We start from the raw sequence: 18,705 nt of genomic DNA on the forward strand, positions 1-18,705 counted from the left end.
GTGACAGTTCCTATAACGATTAAGTAATAGTTAAAATAGCTTGTAGGCACCTAAACAAAGATAAAAGTGATCGTTTACGTTCGCCTTGTTACTGACATTGGCTGAAAGGATCACTTTTGTCGAGATGTTTGGCAATGAAAAAATCCCAAAGAGGAGAGCAGATATGAAGCAAGAAGTCATGACAATCATTCAACAAACACAACTAGCACCACGTATTTATGAATTGACTTTAAAAGGAGAATTGGTCAAAGAAATGTTAATACCTGGGCAGTTTTTGAATATTCGAGTACCTAGAGCAGATTTGCTTTTACGCCGCCCCATCAGTATCCATTCGATTGATCAACAAAACCACACTTGCCAGATCATCTATCGAATCGAAGGTGAAGGAACGAAAGAATTTTCTACATTGAAAGCTGACGATTCTTTAGACGTTTTAGGTCCATTAGGCAATGGCTTTGATCTATCTGGGTTGTCCGCAGGAGATGAAGTGTTCATCGTAGGGGGAGGAATTGGTATCCCACCTTTATATGAATTAGCCAAACAACTGAATATGCGGGACGTAAAAGTCACCAATTTTTTAGGATTTGCATCAAAAGAAGTCATGTACCATGAAGCAAAGTTTCATGAATTAGGTGAAACCAGAGTAGCGACGGATGATGGTACTTATGGGATCCATGGAAACGTCGGGAATCTGCTAATGAGTACTCATAAGCAACCAAAAGCTGTCTTTGCTTGTGGTGCAAATGGTCTCTTAAAAACAGTCGAACAACTTTTTGTGGATCACCCAAATGTCCAATTGTCCTTAGAATCACGAATGGCTTGCGGTATCGGTGCTTGTTATGCGTGCGTTTGTCATCGACCGGATGATGAAACTGGAACAAAAAGTGTCAAGGTGTGTGACGAAGGGCCAATTTTTAAAGTAGGAGAGGTTGTCTTATGAGTAATCCCTTAGCAGTTAAGCTCCCAGGTTTGGAATTGAAAAATCCGATCATGCCAGCCAGTGGATGCTTTGGATTTGGAAAAGAATATGGGAAATATTACGATTTGAATCAATTGGGGTCGATTATGGTCAAGGCGACAACGTCACATGCAAGGTTTGGTAATCCCACCCCACGTGTGGCGGAAACACCCTCCGGTATGTTGAATGCGATCGGATTGCAAAATCCCGGTCTGGAAGTTGTCATGAATGAACTGTTACCAGAATTAGCTGTCTATCCAGATTTACCTATCATTGCGAATGTCGCTGGTGCCTGTGAAGAAGACTATGTCGAGGTTTGTCGTAAAATTGGTGAAGCGCCGAATGTCAAAGCGATCGAGTTGAATATTTCTTGCCCGAATGTCAAACATGGCGGCATTGCCTTTGGGACAGACCCAGACGTTGCCTTTCAATTGACGAAAGCTGTCAAAAAGGTTGCAAGTGTACCAGTTTATGTGAAACTTTCCCCTAATGTGACGGATATCGTGCCCATTGCACAAGCAATCGAAAGCGGTGGGGCAGATGGCTTTACGATGATCAATACGCTTCTTGGAATGCGGATCGATCTGAAAACACGTCAACCTATTTTAGCTAATCAGACAGGCGGTCTTTCTGGTCCTGCGATCAAACCAGTGGCAATTCGTTTGATCCATCAAGTTGCTGCTGTTTCCGAGTTACCGATCATTGGTATGGGCGGGGTCCAAACCGTTGACGATGTCTTAGAGATGTTCATGGCAGGAGCCAGTGCCGTGGCAGTAGGAACAGCTAATTTTACGGATCCGTACATTTGTCCGAAACTGATTGAAGAACTACCCGTACGAATGGCAGAATTAGGGATCGAATCCCTCCAACAACTAATCAAAGAAGTAAGAGAGGAACGAATGAAATGAACCAACGACCAATTATTGCTTTAGACTTTTCGACGTGGCAAGAAGTGGAACAATTTATGCAACTATTCCCTGAAGAGGAAAAATTATTTGTAAAAATCGGAATGGAATTATTTTATCAGGAAGGACCGATTATTGTTCGTTGGTTGAAAGATGCTGGACATGAAGTATTTTTAGACTTGAAACTTCATGATATCCCTAACACGGTGGAAAAAGCCATGCGTGGGTTAGCAAAACTAGGCGTGGATATCACTTGTGTCCATGCAGCTGGCGGAATCAAAATGATGCAAGCGGCACTACGTGGGCTAGAAGAAGGAACGCCTGCTGGCAAAAAACGCCCATTGTTGTTAGCAATCACTCAGCTTACTTCAACTAGTGAAGCGGATATGCATCATGATCAATTGATCCAAGTTCCCTTAGAAGAAAGTGTGATCCATTATGCGAAATGTGCCGAAGCTGCCGGACTAGATGGCGTTGTTTCTTCTGCCTTAGAAGTGAGTGGCATCAAAGCAGCTACCCGCCAAGATTTCATTTGCCTTTCTCCGGGTATCAGACCAGAAGGAAGCGTCGCAGGTGATCAAACGAGGATCGTCACGCCTGCCCAAGCTCGAGGAATTGGTTCAACGTTTATCGTGGTTGGACGACCAATCACTCAAACGAAAGATCCCTACCAAGCCTATCAAACAATCAAAGAAGAATGGAGTCGATCAATTTGAATACGATTGAAAAGAACATTGCCAAAGATTTGTTAGCTATTGAAGCGGTTTTCTTAAGCCCAAATGAACCATTCACGTGGGCAAGTGGACTAAAAAGCCCGATTTATTGTGACAACCGCATCACGATGAGTTATCCAAAAGTCAGAAAAGCAATTGCTCAAGGGTTAGCAGAAAAAATCAAGCAAGCATTCCCTGACGTGGAAGTCATTGCTGGTACAGCAACAGCAGGAATCCCTCACGCTGCATGGGTGGCAGAAATCTTGGACTTGCCTATGGTTTATATCCGTAGTAAAGCGAAAGATCACGGTAAAGGCAATCAAATCGAAGGACGGATTTTTGAAGGTCAAAAAATGGTTGTGATCGAAGATTTGATCTCGACAGGCCAAAGCGTTTTAGAAGCAACGGAAGCAGCCAAAAGAGAAGGCGCAAATGTATTAGGCGTAGCAGCGATCTTTACGTATGAACTACCATCAGGTGAAGAAAATTTTGCCAAAGCAGAGTTACCACTATTTACTCTCACGAATTATTCTGTCTTGATTGAAACGGCATTAGCCGAAAAATATATTGATGAAGCGGAATTAGCCTTGTTAAAAGAATGGAAAAAGAATCCAGCGGACTGGTTAAAACAGTAACGAAGGAAATGAAGATGGAACAAAAACAAAAGACTCAAAAAAGGGCTTTCGTTGAACAAAATCCATGGTATACTAGGATCAAACAAAACAACTGAATGAAACAAAGGAAGCATTCAAGGCGAAAGTTTTGCTATGGACGAGTAGCGCGATTACGAAATTTCGTAAGAAAAAAATTCCTGCGAGGTTTTAGAGCTATGTTGTTTTGAATGTTTCTGAACTAATAGTTGCTGTACTTCGCTTGTCGTTTTTAAGGCGAGGAGCTTACACAGAGTTGGTTTTGAATCTTATGATTATTTTGATGGAAACTAGAGTTGTTTTTCTGGTTTCTATTTTTTTATAGCAAGAATGGCATGATTCTCATCAAAAAAATTAATTTTTCGTTGATTTACAAACGGGATGTTTGCGAAAGATAGTTATTTAATGATAAAATCATCGGAAAAGTAAAGGGGAGGCTATTTTATGGGATTGAATGAATTTATTTTAGGTTTGAATAATTTGGAAAAAATTACACGAGCGCCAGGGTTCTTTAAATTTACTGAACATACGGTAGCCGCTCATTCTTATCGAGTGGCTTCGATTGCTCAAGTCTTAGGTGACATTGAAGAGGTTCATGGTCAAGCGATCGATTGGAAATTACTTTATGAAAAAGCGTTAAATCACGATTACACAGAACGTTTTATCGGGGATATCAAAACACCGGTCAAGTATGCAAATAAAGAGTTACGGGGAATGTTACAAACAGTTGAAGAAAAGATGACGGATGAGTTCATCAACCAAGAGATTCCGGAAGAGTTTCAAGAAGTATACCGCCGGCGATTGTTTGAAGGAAAAGATGACACAGTGGAAGGTGAGTTATTAGCAATCTCTGATAAAGTCGATCTATTGTACGAATCATTTGAAGAGATCATCAAGAACAATCCAGAAAAAGTATATAAAGAGATGTTTATTGAAGCGGTAACTACGATCAAAGGGTTTGAGCATCGTCCTTCTGTCAAGTATTTCTTCAACGAGATTTTCCCTGAATTACTGAATCAAGAATTTTATGGAAAAGAAGACTTTTTAGCGACTGTTTCAACGATCGTTAAAAATAGTCAACAATAGAAAATTTTGCAAAGATGCAGGAGGAATAAAAGTGAAAAAGAATATGGATGTTGAATGGGGATATACGGGAGAAAGAGGACCGGAACATTGGGCTGAATTATGCGACTGGTTTGCTAAAGGTGCGGCGTTTGAATTGCAGTCGCCCATTCCATTGACCACTTGTGAGCCAGCGAAGGATCAATCAGATACCATTGCTTTTCATTATCAGAAGCAACGGTTTACAGATAAAGAATTTAAAAATACGATCCACTTGGTTCCTTATGATCAGCTTAGTTATGTCGAATTTAAAGGTCAGAAATATTATCTCACAGATATCCATTTTCATATGCCTTCTGAACATCTGATCAATGGTAATCAAGAAGATATCGAGTTCCACTTTGTTCATATGAATGCTAAAAAAGAAAACTTAGTTGTTGGTGTGATGTTTCAGCTAACGACGGATGAAGGTTGGTTGTACGATCGAGACAATGGCGATAGTTGGAATGTAGAAAAACATGAACATTGGACCAATCCATTGGTTCTTTTTCCTGAACAAAAAAGCCATTACCATTATGTCGGCTCTTTAACTACGCCACCAACGAGTGGACCAATCCAATGGTTTGTCATGGATCAAGTGCAAAAACTAAATAAAGATTTCTTGATTCCTTTTAAAGGACAGTATGCACAACCAAACAACCGTCCGCTCCAACCGTTGAAAAATCGTCCAATCAGTTATTTTGTGAGGGATCATCAGTGAACTTCCAACAATTAAAATATGTAATTGCTGTAGCGAACAATGGGAGTTTCAGAGAAGCAGCTAAAAAACTCTATGTCGCACAACCAAGTCTTTCCGCAGGAATCAAAGAATTAGAAACCGAGTTAGGGATCACGCTGTTCACTCGAACGAATCGAGGGGCGTATCTGACCGAGGAAGGACAAGAGTTTTTAAAAAGAGCGGAACGGATTCTCTTACAGTTAGAGTCTTTAGAAAACTATTATTTGACGAATGAGAAGCGTGAAAGCTTTTCAATTGCTTCGCAACATTATGATTTCTTAGGTCCTTTAACAGCAAAGTTGATCTCTTCTTTCAAAAGTGAGATCAAACAGTTTCGAATCGTTGAAACAACGACTGCTAATGTGATTGAAGAAGTGAAGGATCAGCATAGTGAGATTGGGATTCTTTATATGAATGAACACAATCAAGCAGGGATCAAGCGCTACTTAGAGCAAGGGGAGCTAGTTGCCCATTCATTAGGAGAATTTCAAACGCACATTTTTTTACGTCAGGGACATCCGCTCAGTGAGAAGAAAGAAATTTTTAAAGAAGAATTACTTCCTTATCCCCAAGTGAGATTTACACAAGATGGCAATAATTTTCCTTATTTTTATGAAGACTTGATTGAAAGTCCTGATCAAGAAACGGTTATCTATACGAGTGATCGGGGAACATTGATGAATATCGTGTTAGAAACAGATGCTTATGCTTCAGGTTCTGGGCTGGTCATTGGTGAGATCAAAGAGTATTTACGTTTGATTCCATTGGCAAATAGTCCCCAAAATGAATTGTATGTGATTTATTCTGCTAAGCGCCAATTAAGCGAAATTGCACAAAAATTCATGGAAAGTCTAACCGTTTTACTAAGTCAGATCAAAACAAATTGAAAAAGCTCTTTGTCAATAAGGGCTGATGAGTGGTGTAAAATCAAATCTGGGTCAGAATGAACCTCATTCTGTCTCAGATATTTTTTGTGTTTTGAAAGACAATGAGACAAAATAAATACCAAGTAATATTTTTTTCTTCACATTATTTAAGTCTCCTTAAAAGGTGTTAGATAACACTTTTAACAAAAAAACGCTTTCTTATTCTGATATATTATATACTTTAAGTTATGTAAAAAAATTTCATAAAATATGTGTTTTACGTCATAATCGCTAATATTTACTCCTCCGTAATTGTTTAATTAAACCAATTTTTCATGGTATCTTTTTAGATATCTATCACTAAATTATCTCTCGCTACTTCTTATAGTAATTTATCTAGTTGATTGATTTGTAAAATACGATCAACCTGTACAAATGAACAATGAATAAATTTATAAATTACCTTTATAAAATATAATAACAATTGTAAATTATTTGTATGCAAAAAATTTTGACTTTTTATATCAAAACCTTAATCTATATCCTAAAATGAATTGAATTTCGTTGCTCTTATTGACTGTGGATGTGGAAATAATTTTTTATAAATAAAGGACAATACAGAAAAAATGAACGATTATGACATGAAAACTATTTTTTATGACTTTTATATATATAATTTGATTTCTCTGTTATGATTTATCCAGAAAGCGCTTTCTGTTTTTTGGATTTCGAGGTAATAGAAAATGAAAAATAAGTTTATCTTATCTTTAGATATTTTAACTATTGGAATTAGCGTATCTGAAAGCACAATCTCTGGATATGCTTCTACAATAAATGAACCATCTACTGTGGCAGATAGTAGCCAAGGATTAACTCTTTTAGATAAAAATGTAGTAGCTAAGGTAAATATCTATTAAAAGTGAAGCGTCTCTATGTGCACTCTATCGTTGGGTACAAAAATAGGAACGTGAAGGACTAGTTGGTTTGATTAGAAAGACTCGAACAGACTTTGGGAAAATTAAAGTTTCAGACGTTAGATTTTTGGTCTAACTTTTGTTGATCGGTGCATTATGGCTTTTGAAACAGAATTTTTTCTGTATAAGTTTTTATTTTCCATAGGATAAGTGAAAATCATTAAATGAAAAGGAGATTGATGGCATATGAGATTAGACAAAATGATAGTTACTTTTCTTAATGCTTTAAGCATAGCAAGTGGAATAGGCGGAGCAAGGGCACTGCCTAGTTTAGACAACCAAAATCAAGGGAGGGGATTAGGAAAAGTACTAGATTTAGAAAACAGGAATGAAACCACCCGTTTATCTGATAAAACTTATTCACACAAAAAACTACACTCAAAACACAGAAATAAGGGGAACTTAAAACATTTAGATGAAATACAAGATGATGTTTCAAGACAACCATATTCTGCTAAAAAATTTTTACATAAAAAAATAAAGAATCTTATTAAGCAAGAAGAGACAGATTTTAAAAAATTAAAAGAGGGAATTTCTACTGAAAGTTCTATAGAAGTTAATCAATTACAAACGAATCTCCAGCGGGTTCAAAATTTTTGCTCGAAATTCCGTAAACTAAGAAATGATATAGTAATTGAATATGGTAAAATGACACAGCAAAAGGTAAATTTAAGAAAGCATAAAATAAAGAACAAAAAAATGCTTAAAGAATGCTATAAAGAAATAAAAGTTTTAAGTACAAATAAAAAGCATATCGACTATCTTATATCCAATTGTAAAGACATGGTAAATCAATTACAAGAGTCTATAGAATCAAAGAAAACCCATTCTGTGAGCACAAGTAAATCAACTATGACAACATCACGCACAAAGCAACCTACTATTTCTCTACAAGAAACAGAACGTATTCTAATAAGAAGTAAAAAACTTATATCCCAGTTCAACGAGAAAACTCAAGAAATCAATGCTTTCCGTAGGCAAGAAAAAGAGTTACTTTTACTATTACAGAATCAGTATAGGACTCAATTTGAAAATCCTCGTAATATTAGTGACGTAAAAGCAGACCTTAATGAGATAAATCGTAACATAATTCCAAAATTAGAGTCGGAAAAATTTCATATTCAAGCTGAAATAATTAAGGAGGTAAATCATATAAATTCGCTTGAAGGCCAAGGGAAAATAAGTCCTTTTGAAGCAAAAAAGTTTCTTAATGAGTATAATAAACTCAATATTAACTTTGCTAAAGAAAGAAATAAAAGAGACATATCATTGAAACAGAACCTTTCAAAAAAACTAGAAAGTATAGTTATAAATAATTCAGAGAAACCTATTGCACAAAATACAACTATATCTATGACAAGATAGTTTACAAAAAGTGTGTAAACCTTGGCTCTTTGTCAATAAGGACTGATGAGTGGTGTAAAATCAAATCTGGGTCAGAATGAACCTCATTCTGTCTCAGATTTTTTTGTTATTTCATGTTGATTAATTGATTAATCAAAAAGATCCTAAGTTATCACAAAGAAAACAAAAAGAAATACAAGGAGAATCCATTTAACGTGGAAAACTGGCACTACCTTGAAGAACAAGATGAATACATTTGCCCAGCGAATCGTCCGATACCGTTCAAAAATGATAGTCGAAAGATAAAGGTGGCTTTATTCAAGATTTCAAAATCTATGAATGTGAGGATTGTCGGAACTGTCCAGTCCGTCGTTAATGTACGCGTGCGAAAAGTGAACAAAAGCGAAAAATTCAAGTAAATAATAATTGGCGCTATTTCAAAGCAGAATGCAGAAAAAAGCTTTTAGAGGAGAAAATCGAGGTCGAACCAGTGTTCGGGCATCTAAAGACTCACTTGGCGTTCCATCGTTTCCATTTGCGTGGGAAACAAGGAGCAACGATTGATATTGGTTTGGCACTGATGGCATTAAATTTAAGAAAATTAGGAAAATATATGGAGAGGAAAGTGTACATAATAGAAAAAATAAGTTCGATTTTGACACTAGCCATCAAAGTCGAACTTATTTTCTTTTTGAGAAAGAACTATTGTCCCACTCTCAAATTATAGAGCCATTGAAAAATTGGTTGAACGATCGACAACAGCGATCGTTTGACCGCTTTTTCTTTTCCTCCTATTTTTCGTTTTTATGAAAAAGAAACTGAATTTGTTGAAAAAAGAAATAACAACGTTGTTAGCCTATGGTGATTAATGGCAATAGATAGAATACATGCTTGTTACAGTGAGGGTTCATAAAAGATACAGATAAATCGGTTTATAAAACACCATTATTAATACAGTTAAAAAACAGATAGAAGATGAGTAAAAAAGTTGCTTTTTTACGAATACTCCGCCATTATAGAAACAGTTAGTATTTAGGAAGCGTTTTTTATTCAAATAGAAAACCAATAAATTGATTTATCTAATTTTATCAAACAGTTTGATAAGGTGTACTATTTTTCGTTGGAGGAACAGATGATTGAATTGATCAATGTAACTAAAAGCTATGAAGGCACGCAAGCGGTAAAGAATATTCATTTGACAATCGAACCAGGTGAGATCATCGGAATCGTTGGGAAAAGCGGTTCTGGTAAATCTACGTTACTTCGTTTGTTGAACTTAATGGAAGAACCTAGTAGTGGGGAAATCCTAATCGATGGTGTGGCCGTTCAAAAGTTGAACAAAAAAGAAAAAAGGCAGCAAAAACAAAAAATGGGGATGATTTTCCAAAACCATAATCTATTAGATAACTTAAAGGTGTATGAAAACGTGTCATTACCATTGAAGCTGCAAAAGAAAAAGAATCGTGAAAAAATCGATTATTTATTAAATTTTGTTGGGATGGCTCATAAAGATGCTGTTTATCCAGTAAAACTATCTGGCGGTGAAAAGCAACGAGTGTCGATTGCTCGGGCGTTGACACGTGACCCAGAAATTTTATTGTGTGATGAAGCCACCAGCTCACTAGATGAAGAAAATACGGAAAGTGTGATTCGTTTATTGCATAAAGTCCATGAAGAATTCCAGCCGACAATTTTCTTTGTTAGTCACGAATTAGAAACCGTGAAAAGCTTATGCCAACGAATTTTGGTCATGGAAAATGGCGAGTTGATTGGCGAATTAAGAAATCACCCACAACGTTATACGGAAGAAAACTTGACGTATTTTGAAAAAATAAAAAGGAGCTTAGCGCAATGATTCATTTACAAAGCATGATGGAGTATTGGCCAGCGCTACTGACCAGTCTCGAAGAAACGGGCATCATGATGGCTATTTCGATGGGCGTGTGTGTGGTTGGCGGATTGCCACTAGGTTTAGGGTTGTTTTTGGCGAATCCTAAAGTTCGTGGTCGTTATCCTTGGATTTATTGGACTTTGAATTTTTTAGTCACAGTGATCCGCTCTTTTCCCTATCTATTATTTGTGATTGCGTTGATCCCAGTAACTCGCGCGATATTAGGCAAAGCCTTTGGTCCTATACCAGCTTCTGTACCACTTAGTATCATTGCGATCACTATCTTTGCTCGGCTAGTTGAACAGGTCTTGCTGGATGTTTCTGACGAAACTTATGCATTGGCCAATTCATTAGGGACGACTCGCTTTCAATATATCTGGCATTTTTTACTAGTAGAAGCGAGAAGTGGTTTAGTCTTGGCGTATACGACGACGACTGTCAGTATGGTTTCCTATTCGACTGTCATGGGAGTCATTGGCGGTGGCGGAATCGGTGATTTTGCTGTTCGTGTCGGTTATCAACGCTATGAATATGGGGTCATGTATGTCGCCATTGTGATCATGATCGTTTTAGTCTTTATTTTACAAATGCTGGGAAACTTTGTTGCTCAGACACTGGATAAACGAAAATAGGAGGAAGAAGAATGAAGAAGTTTTATTTGATTGGTTTCGCAATGATTGCGATCTTAACTTTAGCAGCTTGTGGAGGTCATTCAGCGGATAAAGACAAAAAGGAAATCAAAGTGGCTGTTCAGTTAGAGTCATCAAAAGATATTTTGGAGATTGCCAAAAAAGAAGTGGAGAAACAGGGTTACACCATTGATATTATGGAAGTAAGTGACAATGTAGCTTATAATGATGCCGTTCAACATGACGAAGCAGATGCCAATTTTGCACAGCATGAACCGTTTATGGAAATGTTCAATCAAGAAAAAAAAGCAGATTTAGTCGCCGTCCAACCCATTTATTATTTTGCGGGGGGCTTTTATTCCAAAAACTATAAGAATGCTGATCAATTGCCCAAAAATGCTAAAGTCGGTATTCCAAGCGATCCAACAAATGAAGGTCGGGCATTAGCAATCTTAAATAAAAATGGTGTCATCAAATTAAAGGACAACATCGGGTTCAACGGCACAGTGGCGGATATCGTTGACAATCCTAAAAATCTTCAGTTTGAACGAATCGATTTATTGAATCTAGTAAAAGCCTATGATGAAAATGACATTGCGATGGTCTTTTGTTACCCTGCTTACTTAGAACCAGCGGGCTTATCGACCAAAGATGCGATTTTACTGGAAGATGAAGCTGCCAGCAAACATTACGCTCTGCAACTGGTAACGAGAGAAGGGGAAAAAGACAGCGAGAAAATCAACGTATTGAAAAAAGCAATGACGACGAAAGAAGTCGCTGAGTATATTAAGAAAAATTCTAAAGGCGCAAATATTCCAGCTTTTTAAAAGAACAAAGAAAGTGAGAAGAAATCAACAAAACGCCTGTTTTTAACAAACGAGTAAGGGTGGCATTCGACATCTTACTCGTTTTTTTGCTGTCATGAAAGACAAGAGTGAAGTTTCTTGGATGAACCCGTTCAAAGATAGCAATAGACTAGATAATAGAAACAAGTGCCTGTTCCAGAAAAATCATCCGATATTTTCTGGAACAGGCACTTGTCATGTTAGCGAATAAAAAGGGGAGTGCTTACTCATCGATGATGGCCAGATGCGATACTGTTGACTAGATTAAATTGCATTACATCAGTTAGTCATCTGTTTCATCTTGTTGATCTTTTCTTCTTCCGGAGTAACAATGATCGTTTTTTGATTTTCATAAATCACATAGCCTGGTTTTGCGCCATTCGGTTTGCGCAAATGCTTGACTTGAACCAAGTCCACTGGTACTTGGGCGGAATGACGGTATTTTGAGAAATAAGCAGCTAATTCAGCGGCTTCAGTTATCGTTTCATCAGATGGCTGGTCACTTTTGATAATGACATGAGAGCCAGGGATATTTTTGGCATGGAGCCAATAGTCTGTTTTCTTCGCCGTTTTTAAGGAAAGTTGATCATTTTGAAGATTGTTTTTCCCTACCAAGATCAACGTACCATCAGTAGAAAGATATTGATCTGGCTGTGAAGGTTTCTTGCGTTTTTGTTTTTTCGAAGATTTCTTTTTTAAATAACCTTCTGCTGTCAATTCTTCTTTGATCACTTCGATATCCATAGGTCCAGCAATCTCTAATTGGGACAAGACAGATTCTAAATAATCGATCTCATTTTTGGCTTCTTCGATCTGTTTACCAATCAATTTGACGGCATTTTTTAGTTTTTGGTAGCGATGGAAATATTTTTGGGCATTTTGATTGGGCGTTAATGCTGGATCAAGCTTGATTGTGATCGGCCGATCTTCTTCATAATAATTAGGCAATGTTACTTCATTTGCGCCCCGAGGTACTTGAGCCATAAAAGTAGTTAATAGTTCGCCATCTCGACGATAATCTTCGGCATTTTCCGAATCTTTTAAGGTCTGCTCCCGTTTTTTCAGTTTATTTCTGTTTCGCTTAAGCTCGTTTTCAATCTTGCGGATGAGCTCGCTACCTTGTTGTTTGGCACGGTCTTTTTCCGCTTTTTCTTGGTAAAACGCATCTAATAACGCACTGAGAGTCGGGTACATCTTTTTTTGTTGCGTATTTGAGTCAAAGAAACGATAGTTGATCGGCGTAAAATATTCTTTCTCCGCTACTTCATAAAGGCTAGGGGAGAGTTGGGTGTCGATTGCTGTGAAGAATTCTTGCCATACCAACATTTTTTCATTGGGGCGTTCTGTTAAGCGAGCTACCAATTCTTGCGCAGTATCAAAACCGATTCCTTGAAATTGTTGTTGGATTCCTTTTGGTGTCAAGTCCATTTGAGAAAGCCGATGGAAGACTTTTTCTTTTTCCTGACTAAAGGGATTCAGCTGGTTTTGTTCAGGTGGAGCAATATAGTCTACACCAGGCAGAAGGGAACGATAAGTGTTTTGTGAACTACCAATATGCTTGATCGCATCTAAGATTTTTCCTGATTCTTTATTCACTAAGATGATCGTGCTATGTCGACCCATGAGTTCCACAATCAAAATGATATTTTGGAGATCTCCTAGTTCGTCTCGTTTCGTGAAATGAAAGTGGATCACTCGGTCGTTTTCGATTTGTTCGATCGACTCCAAAATTGCCCCATCAAGATGCTTGCGTAACATCATCACAAAGTTCGGTGGTGTGTCTGGATTTTGATAGTCGATCTGAGTGATCTGGATTCGAGCATAACTAGGATGTGCAGATAAGAGCAAACGCTGATTTTTACCACGTGAGCGAATCACTAATACGACTTCATTTTCGTAAGGTTGGTGGATTTTAGAAATCCGACCAGATAATAGAGTCTCACGCAATTCATTGATCATTGCATGAGTAAAGACACCATCAAAGGACATGGTTCATTCCTCATTTCTTTTCATAAGTAGTTTCATTATAACGAAAAAAACGTAAAAAGACCAATTTACTAGGTAGTTATCAACTGATTTGATCATAAAAAGATACTGGATTGAAAAATAATCGATATTCTTTAAATGTATTTTTTTCTATCTACCTCAAACTTAGGTATAATAAAAGAAAACGAAAAAGAAGGTGATCGCTATGTGGAAAGAGATAAGTGAGACCATCAAAGTCAAATACCATCATTTTTTGGCTGATTTCGATACGCATCCACAACGCTATTTTATGCGTTTATTGTTCGTATTCCTTGTTTCACTGGTCATTACGATCACGATGTTTGTCTTTCCTAAAAATATTAGAGAAGCACAGGTGGAGAGCTTAGTCTATGCAGACATCGATTCTCCTAAGCTTAAACCTTTGAATATCAATGAAGCCTCGCAAACAATTGAAGAAAGTAAAGCTATTTCAGTTTTGTTCAGTGTGCCAAGTGGAGAAATGTATCAAGCATTAATGGACATTTTTCATGATCCAAAAAAAATGGCGGAATTGAATCGCCCTATTTATTTTTACCCATTGGTTTATCAGGTCAATGAATTAGAACAACGCTACGATTTAAAGCAAGAACATTTGACGGTAATCTTTTTCCAAAATGGCAAAGAAACCAATCGCTTAGTCTATAACGCAAATCAGTTAAGTGATTTCCCTACGCAGCTGATTCCCGAATTAAATCGTTTGCCATTAGCGAATATCAAGAAATTAGAAGAAGAACTTGGGAAAGAAACGCAAACGACTTCGACTAATACTCAACTGGGAACAGATCTTAATGCTGGAAATAAGACGGAATAAAAAAACAGTTGACGAACATGCTAAATTCGATTAGACTTAGATTAATTATTAAGGAAAGGGTGATCCACAATGAACTTATCAAACCAATTTTTAGCAGGAACAACTCAAGCTTGGCGTAACTGGCGTAGATAAGTTGTATTGATGGCGAACTTTGACCGTAGATACAACTTTTTAGAGTACAAATCTAAAATTTGTATCTGTGCTGGACAAGAAATTTGACTACCGCATAGATTCGATCTATGCGGTTTTTTGTATGTAAGAAGACAATTACCGTTGGGGTGATTGTCTTTTTTTGTCAGTTCGTGTCAGAAACCAGACTTGAATAATAATGATTAAAGGAATGAGGGGGAAGAAAAATGAAAAATAAACGTTTGATCACAGTTGTTGCACTTATTATGCTTTACTTAGTAGGAACCTTTATTTATGAAAAAATAACGCCTGCTTCTACTGAATCGAAACCAAAAGAAACGAATCAAACTGTTTCCGTTGGGGTTTTGCAATATGTGAGCCATCCGGCATTAGATGAAATTTACCGTGGGATCAAAGACGGTCTCGAACAATCAGGGCTTGAGGAAGGAAAAAATTTAACGATCTCCTTTCAAAACGGGCAAGCTGATCAAAGTAAATTAGCCACTATGAGTCAACAATTAGTACAAGCTGACCCAGATGTCCTAGTAGGGATCGCTACTCCGGCTGCTCAGTCTTTAGCTAATGTAACGAATACGATCCCACTAGTCTTAGGTGCGGTCACAGATCCAGTTGGTGCCGGCTTAGTGAAGTCTTTAAAAGAACCAGGTGGAAACATCACAGGCGTATCTGATCAGCCTCCTGTTGAAGCGCAAATCAAGTTAGGCGCTGAATTGTTGCCGAATGCGAAGAAAGTCGGGATTTTATACGCTTCTTCAGAAGATAATTCAAAATACCAAGTAAGCCAAGCAGAAAAAGCGATTCAAAAAGTAGGTTTGACTTCAGTAAAATATGCTGTACCTTCTACGAATGAAATCGCCCAAACTGTCCAAGTGATGAGTAAACAAGTGGATTTCATTTATGTTCCTTTAGACAATACAATTGCTAATGCTATGCAGACAGTGGTAAAAGAAGCTGATAAAGCGAAGATCCCAGTGATCCCTTCAGTTGATTCAATGGTCGAACAAGGTGGCTTGGCAACGATCGGAATTAACCAATATGATTTAGGTGTCCAAAGTGGGAAAATGGCTGCGATGCTTGCACTAGGAAAAGAAAAACCAGCAACGACACCTGTTTACGTCTTTGATAAAGGCGATGTTATTATCAATGAAAAACAGGCGGAAAAATTAGGGATCACGATTCCTGATTCAATAAAGCAAGAAGCTAAAAATGTTTCAGAAGAACCGAAAGACGAGGGGGATGAACAATGATCGTATCAGCAATTTCACAAGGGATGTTATGGGCAATCTTAGGATTAGGAATCTTTATGACTTATCGGATTTTGGATTTTCCTGATATGACGACTGAAGGATCATTTCCATTAGGTGGAGCAGTTTGTGTGACAGCTATCACTCATGGGATCTCCCCAGTTTTAGCAACACTGCTTGGCGTTGGTGCAGGCATGCTTGCCGGACTAGTTACGGGGCTGTTGTATACCAAAGGAAAGATCCCAGTGATCCTTGCCGGAATCTTAGTCATGTCTGGATTAAACTCGGTGATTTTATTCGTGATGCGCACACCAAATCTTTCTTTATTGAACCATTCGATTTTACAAGATACGTTCAATGGTCTTCATTTACCTGACTATTTTGATACCGTGTTACTTGGCTTGCTTGCATTAAGTCTCTTGATTGGTGTCTTACTGTTCTTTTTCAATACCGATTTAGGTCAAGGGTATATCGCGACAGGAGACAACGAAACGATGGCTCGTTCCTTAGGGATCAAAACAGATCGAATGAAAATCTTAGGATTGACTCTTTCAAATGGTGTTATTGCTTTATCAGGTGCATTGATTGCACAAAATGATGGGTATGCCGATGTCAATAAAGGAATTGGTGTCATCGTGATCGGGCTAGCTTCTATCATTATTGGAGAAGTGATTTTCCACGAATTAACGTTAGCAGAACGCTTGATTGCCATTGTCGTGGGAAGCATCATCTATCAATTATTGATCCTGATCGTCATTAAACTTGGGTTTGACACAACATATCTCAAACTCTTCTCCGCTATTATTTTAGCCATTTGTTTGATGATTCCTCAGTTAAAACAAGCATTGAAACTTAAAACCGGTTTTGAAAAGGAGGTTTGACCATGACAGCGATCATCACAATTAAAAATGGAAAAAAAGTCGTTAGCAATGGCATGAATGAAGAAAAAGTATTATTAGATGGAATTGATTTGACAATCAATAAAGGCGATTTTATTACGGTCCTTGGTGGAAATGGTGCGGGAAAAAGTACGCTGTTCAACACGATCGCAGGAACATTACAATTAAGTCAAGGGTCGATCGCTTTTAAAGAGCGGAATATCACGAAAGAAACAGAAGAAAAACGGGCTTCTTTTCTTTCTCGGGTGTTCCAAGATCCTAAGATGGGCACAGCTCCAAGGATGACAGTAGCAGAGAACTTGCTTTTGGCTCAAAAAAGAGGAAAGAAAAGACCCCTTCGTCTCCGTAACCTAAAGAATCAAAGAGAAAAATTTTATCAATTGTGTCAAGAAGTTGGAAATGGGTTGGAGCAGCATCTAGATACGCCAGCTGGGGAATTATCAGGAGGGCAACGCCAAGCATTGAGTTTGTTGATGGCGACCATTGAAGCGCCTGAGTTGCTGCTATTAGATGAACATACAGCAGCGCTCGATCCTAAAACTGCCAAATCATTGATGCAATTAACCAATCGCAGGATTACTGAACAACACTTGACGTGCTTGATGATCACCCACCGGATGGAAGATGCCTTGAATTATGGGAATCGTCTGATCGTTTTACAAAAAGGACGGATCGTGAAAGATTTGTCTAAAGAAGAAAAAGAGCAATTGTCACTAGCGGATCTATTACAATTTTTTGAAGAAGTGTTAGATTAGTTTTTGATTACTGACTGCTTTTCCTTCTACTTTGTGCCTAGTATGCCTATAGTACATTGATTTGTTTTAAATGAATGAGAAAGAGGCCCTGCTTGTTTGACAATCATGTTGACAAGTTTCTCATACCTCCTTTAAACTTAGAAAGACTCGTCAATCATAGACATAAGAAAAAGCACAAGAAACAGAACTAAACAATCGACCATCTGATGTCTCGTGTCATGTTTACGAGGATTGGATGGTTGTTTTATTTTATAAGGAGGAAAAAGATGATCTCTGGTAAAACAAAACTCACAGGCTTTTTTGCAAAGCCTGCTTCTCATAGTCTTTCACCGTTGATGCACAATCTGGCATTTTCACATTGGGGTATTGATGCCGTTTATCTGGCTTTTGAGGTAGATCAAACGAACCTAAGACAAGCCGTTGAGAGTATCCGCACATTAGATATGTTGGGCGTGAATGTTTCAATGCCGAATAAAACGGCTGTCTTAGCATACCTTGATCAGTTAAGCCCTGAAGCGGAATTGATCGGAGCGGTCAACACGATCGTTCACCAGGAGCAACGTTTGATTGGTTACAATACAGATGGTATGGGATTTGTACGTTCCGTCAACGAAACGGGGCATCCAATCAAAAATCAAAAAATCGTTGTTCTGGGAGCAGGTGGTGCAGCAAAAGCAATTGTCGTCCAAATGGCACTAGAAGGCGCACAAGAAATCACGATTTACAAACGTTTGAATGCCACTTTTTTACCACTAAAAGAGTATTTTGTGAAAGTCTCTGAGAAAACAGGTTGTCCCATCCGATTACATGATTATGCGGACGAAAGTCAACTGGCATTAGATTTGAGTCAGGCGAATCTATTGATCAACGCAACTGATATCGGAATGGGAAGCAAGAAAGACCAATTACCGATTGCTGATGTAAAGTTGTTGCATTCGCAATTAGCCGTCTTTGACTTGATCTACTCCCCTAGTGAGACACGATTAATCCAAGAAGCCAAAAAAATGGGAATCAAAGCCTATAATGGTTTAGGTATGTTGATTCATCAAGGAGCAATTGCTTTTGAACTGTGGACACATCGAGAAATGCCAGTCCAGAACATACGAGAACAATTAGAACAAGAAGTGTGATGAGCTTTACGTGTAATGGCTTGTTTCATTTCGTTATTTTTTATTAAATTGTGGTTCAAATAGCTGTTTTTATCAA

At 37.8% G+C, this 18,705-nt stretch carries 18 protein-coding genes and 1 pseudogene; 18 read left to right on the plus strand and 1 reads right to left on the minus strand.

Going from position 1 to position 18,705, the window contains the following annotated elements; genetic code table 11:
- Positions 1-163: 163 nt before the first annotated feature.
- The 13 genes and pseudogenes from IGK91_RS06025 (at position 164) to IGK91_RS06085 (ending at position 11,597) form a co-directional block, all read left to right on the plus strand.
- A complete protein-coding gene (locus IGK91_RS06025; RefSeq protein ID WP_081122780.1) occupies positions 164-940 on the plus strand; it encodes a dihydroorotate dehydrogenase electron transfer subunit in 777 nt (258 codons plus the stop codon).
- Positions 937-1,866, plus strand: a complete 930-nt coding sequence (locus tag IGK91_RS06030; RefSeq protein WP_430605343.1) for a dihydroorotate dehydrogenase — start codon at positions 937-939, stop codon at positions 1,864-1,866. The genes IGK91_RS06025 and IGK91_RS06030 overlap by 4 nt, the downstream gene beginning before the upstream one ends.
- The gene (gene pyrF / locus IGK91_RS06035; protein WP_181934258.1) at positions 1,863-2,579 is read left to right on the plus strand and encodes an orotidine-5'-phosphate decarboxylase; all 717 of its coding nucleotides are present in this window, start codon (positions 1,863-1,865) and stop codon (positions 2,577-2,579) included. The genes IGK91_RS06030 and pyrF overlap by 4 nt, the downstream gene beginning before the upstream one ends.
- Positions 2,561-3,211, plus strand: a complete 651-nt coding sequence (pyrE, locus tag IGK91_RS06040) for an orotate phosphoribosyltransferase (protein WP_164907395.1) — start codon at positions 2,561-2,563, stop codon at positions 3,209-3,211. The genes pyrF and pyrE overlap by 19 nt, the downstream gene beginning before the upstream one ends.
- 459 nt (positions 3,212-3,670) lie before the next feature.
- Positions 3,671-4,312, plus strand: coding sequence for a YfbR-like 5'-deoxynucleotidase (locus tag IGK91_RS06045; RefSeq protein ID WP_010719207.1), 642 nt, complete (start codon positions 3,671-3,673; stop codon positions 4,310-4,312).
- Positions 4,313-4,343: 31 nt separating this feature from the next.
- Complete coding sequence (locus IGK91_RS06050; protein ID WP_010737542.1) at positions 4,344-5,048, plus strand: carbonic anhydrase family protein; 705 nt, start codon at positions 4,344-4,346, stop codon at positions 5,046-5,048.
- Positions 5,045-5,953 carry a LysR family transcriptional regulator gene (locus tag IGK91_RS06055; protein ID WP_010737543.1) on the plus strand — a complete coding sequence of 303 codons (909 nt, stop codon included), beginning with the start codon at positions 5,045-5,047 and terminating at the stop codon, positions 5,951-5,953. Before IGK91_RS06050 ends, IGK91_RS06055 begins: the two co-directional genes overlap by 4 nt.
- Before the next feature lie 722 nt (positions 5,954-6,675).
- The gene (locus tag IGK91_RS06060; RefSeq protein ID WP_010737544.1) at positions 6,676-6,849 is read left to right on the plus strand and encodes a hypothetical protein; all 174 of its coding nucleotides are present in this window, start codon (positions 6,676-6,678) and stop codon (positions 6,847-6,849) included.
- Between the two features lie 243 nt (positions 6,850-7,092).
- Positions 7,093-8,271: a hypothetical protein gene (locus IGK91_RS06065; RefSeq protein WP_081122778.1), complete on the plus strand. Its 1,179-nt coding sequence runs from the start codon at positions 7,093-7,095 to the stop codon at positions 8,269-8,271.
- Positions 8,272-8,417: 146 nt separating this feature from the next.
- Positions 8,418-8,977: pseudogene (locus tag IGK91_RS06070) on the plus strand (transposase); the annotation flags it as partial.
- A gap of 405 nt (positions 8,978-9,382) precedes the next feature.
- Positions 9,383-10,105: an ATP-binding cassette domain-containing protein gene (locus IGK91_RS06075; RefSeq protein ID WP_010737547.1), complete on the plus strand. Its 723-nt coding sequence runs from the start codon at positions 9,383-9,385 to the stop codon at positions 10,103-10,105.
- Positions 10,102-10,773 carry a methionine ABC transporter permease gene (locus IGK91_RS06080; RefSeq protein WP_081122776.1) on the plus strand — a complete coding sequence of 224 codons (672 nt, stop codon included), beginning with the start codon at positions 10,102-10,104 and terminating at the stop codon, positions 10,771-10,773. The genes IGK91_RS06075 and IGK91_RS06080 overlap by 4 nt, the downstream gene beginning before the upstream one ends.
- Before the next feature lie 11 nt (positions 10,774-10,784).
- Positions 10,785-11,597, plus strand: a complete 813-nt coding sequence (locus IGK91_RS06085; RefSeq protein ID WP_010737549.1) for a MetQ/NlpA family ABC transporter substrate-binding protein — start codon at positions 10,785-10,787, stop codon at positions 11,595-11,597.
- A 297-nt stretch (positions 11,598-11,894) separates the two neighbouring features.
- Here the strand turns inward: IGK91_RS06085 and efbA are convergent, their stop codons facing one another.
- Entirely contained in the window at positions 11,895-13,604 is a 1,710-nt protein-coding gene (gene efbA, locus IGK91_RS06090; protein WP_081130424.1) for a fibronectin-binding protein EfbA, read from the minus strand.
- Positions 13,605-13,806: 202 nt separating this feature from the next.
- Here efbA and IGK91_RS06095 point away from each other — a divergent pair, with 202 nt between their 5' ends.
- From IGK91_RS06095 to IGK91_RS06115, 5 genes are all read left to right on the plus strand, one after another.
- Positions 13,807-14,451, plus strand: a complete 645-nt coding sequence (locus IGK91_RS06095) for a hypothetical protein (RefSeq protein WP_010737551.1) — start codon at positions 13,807-13,809, stop codon at positions 14,449-14,451.
- Between the two features lie 356 nt (positions 14,452-14,807).
- Positions 14,808-15,848 carry a tryptophan ABC transporter substrate-binding protein gene (gene trpX / locus IGK91_RS06100; RefSeq protein ID WP_081125590.1) on the plus strand — a complete coding sequence of 347 codons (1,041 nt, stop codon included), beginning with the start codon at positions 14,808-14,810 and terminating at the stop codon, positions 15,846-15,848.
- Positions 15,845-16,726 carry an ABC transporter permease gene (locus IGK91_RS06105; protein ID WP_010737553.1) on the plus strand — a complete coding sequence of 294 codons (882 nt, stop codon included), beginning with the start codon at positions 15,845-15,847 and terminating at the stop codon, positions 16,724-16,726. Before trpX ends, IGK91_RS06105 begins: the two co-directional genes overlap by 4 nt.
- A 2-nt stretch (positions 16,727-16,728) precedes the next feature.
- Entirely contained in the window at positions 16,729-17,499 is a 771-nt protein-coding gene (locus tag IGK91_RS06110; RefSeq protein ID WP_010719188.1) for an ABC transporter ATP-binding protein, read from the plus strand.
- 266 nt (positions 17,500-17,765) lie between these two features.
- Complete coding sequence (locus IGK91_RS06115) at positions 17,766-18,629, plus strand: shikimate dehydrogenase (protein WP_010737554.1); 864 nt, start codon at positions 17,766-17,768, stop codon at positions 18,627-18,629.
- The last annotated feature ends 76 nt before the right edge of the window (positions 18,630-18,705 follow it).

It is taken from the genome of Enterococcus sp. DIV1208, assembly GCF_050530455.1.
GTDB lineage: Bacteria > Bacillota > Bacilli > Lactobacillales > Enterococcaceae > Enterococcus_B > Enterococcus_B hirae.

Coding starts and splice junctions, on each gene's coding strand:
- IGK91_RS06115 (WP_010737554.1), top strand. CDS start 17,766: ATGATCTCTGGTAAAACAAAACTCACAGGCTTTTTTGCAAAGCCTGCT.
- IGK91_RS06045 (WP_010719207.1), top strand. CDS start 3,671: ATGGGATTGAATGAATTTATTTTAGGTTTGAATAATTTGGAAAAAATT.
- pyrF (WP_181934258.1), top strand. CDS start 1,863: ATGAACCAACGACCAATTATTGCTTTAGACTTTTCGACGTGGCAAGAA.
- IGK91_RS06095 (WP_010737551.1), top strand. CDS start 13,807: ATGTGGAAAGAGATAAGTGAGACCATCAAAGTCAAATACCATCATTTT.
- efbA (WP_081130424.1), bottom strand. CDS start 13,604: ATGTCCTTTGATGGTGTCTTTACTCATGCAATGATCAATGAATTGCGT.
- IGK91_RS06085 (WP_010737549.1), top strand. CDS start 10,785: ATGAAGAAGTTTTATTTGATTGGTTTCGCAATGATTGCGATCTTAACT.
- IGK91_RS06080 (WP_081122776.1), top strand. CDS start 10,102: ATGATTCATTTACAAAGCATGATGGAGTATTGGCCAGCGCTACTGACC.
- pyrE (WP_164907395.1), top strand. CDS start 2,561: ATGGAGTCGATCAATTTGAATACGATTGAAAAGAACATTGCCAAAGAT.
- trpX (WP_081125590.1), top strand. CDS start 14,808: ATGAAAAATAAACGTTTGATCACAGTTGTTGCACTTATTATGCTTTAC.
- IGK91_RS06065 (WP_081122778.1), top strand. CDS start 7,093: ATGAGATTAGACAAAATGATAGTTACTTTTCTTAATGCTTTAAGCATA.
- IGK91_RS06110 (WP_010719188.1), top strand. CDS start 16,729: ATGACAGCGATCATCACAATTAAAAATGGAAAAAAAGTCGTTAGCAAT.
- IGK91_RS06025 (WP_081122780.1), top strand. CDS start 164: ATGAAGCAAGAAGTCATGACAATCATTCAACAAACACAACTAGCACCA.
- IGK91_RS06105 (WP_010737553.1), top strand. CDS start 15,845: ATGATCGTATCAGCAATTTCACAAGGGATGTTATGGGCAATCTTAGGA.
- IGK91_RS06075 (WP_010737547.1), top strand. CDS start 9,383: ATGATTGAATTGATCAATGTAACTAAAAGCTATGAAGGCACGCAAGCG.
- IGK91_RS06030 (WP_430605343.1), top strand. CDS start 937: ATGAGTAATCCCTTAGCAGTTAAGCTCCCAGGTTTGGAATTGAAAAAT.
- IGK91_RS06060 (WP_010737544.1), top strand. CDS start 6,676: ATGAAAAATAAGTTTATCTTATCTTTAGATATTTTAACTATTGGAATT.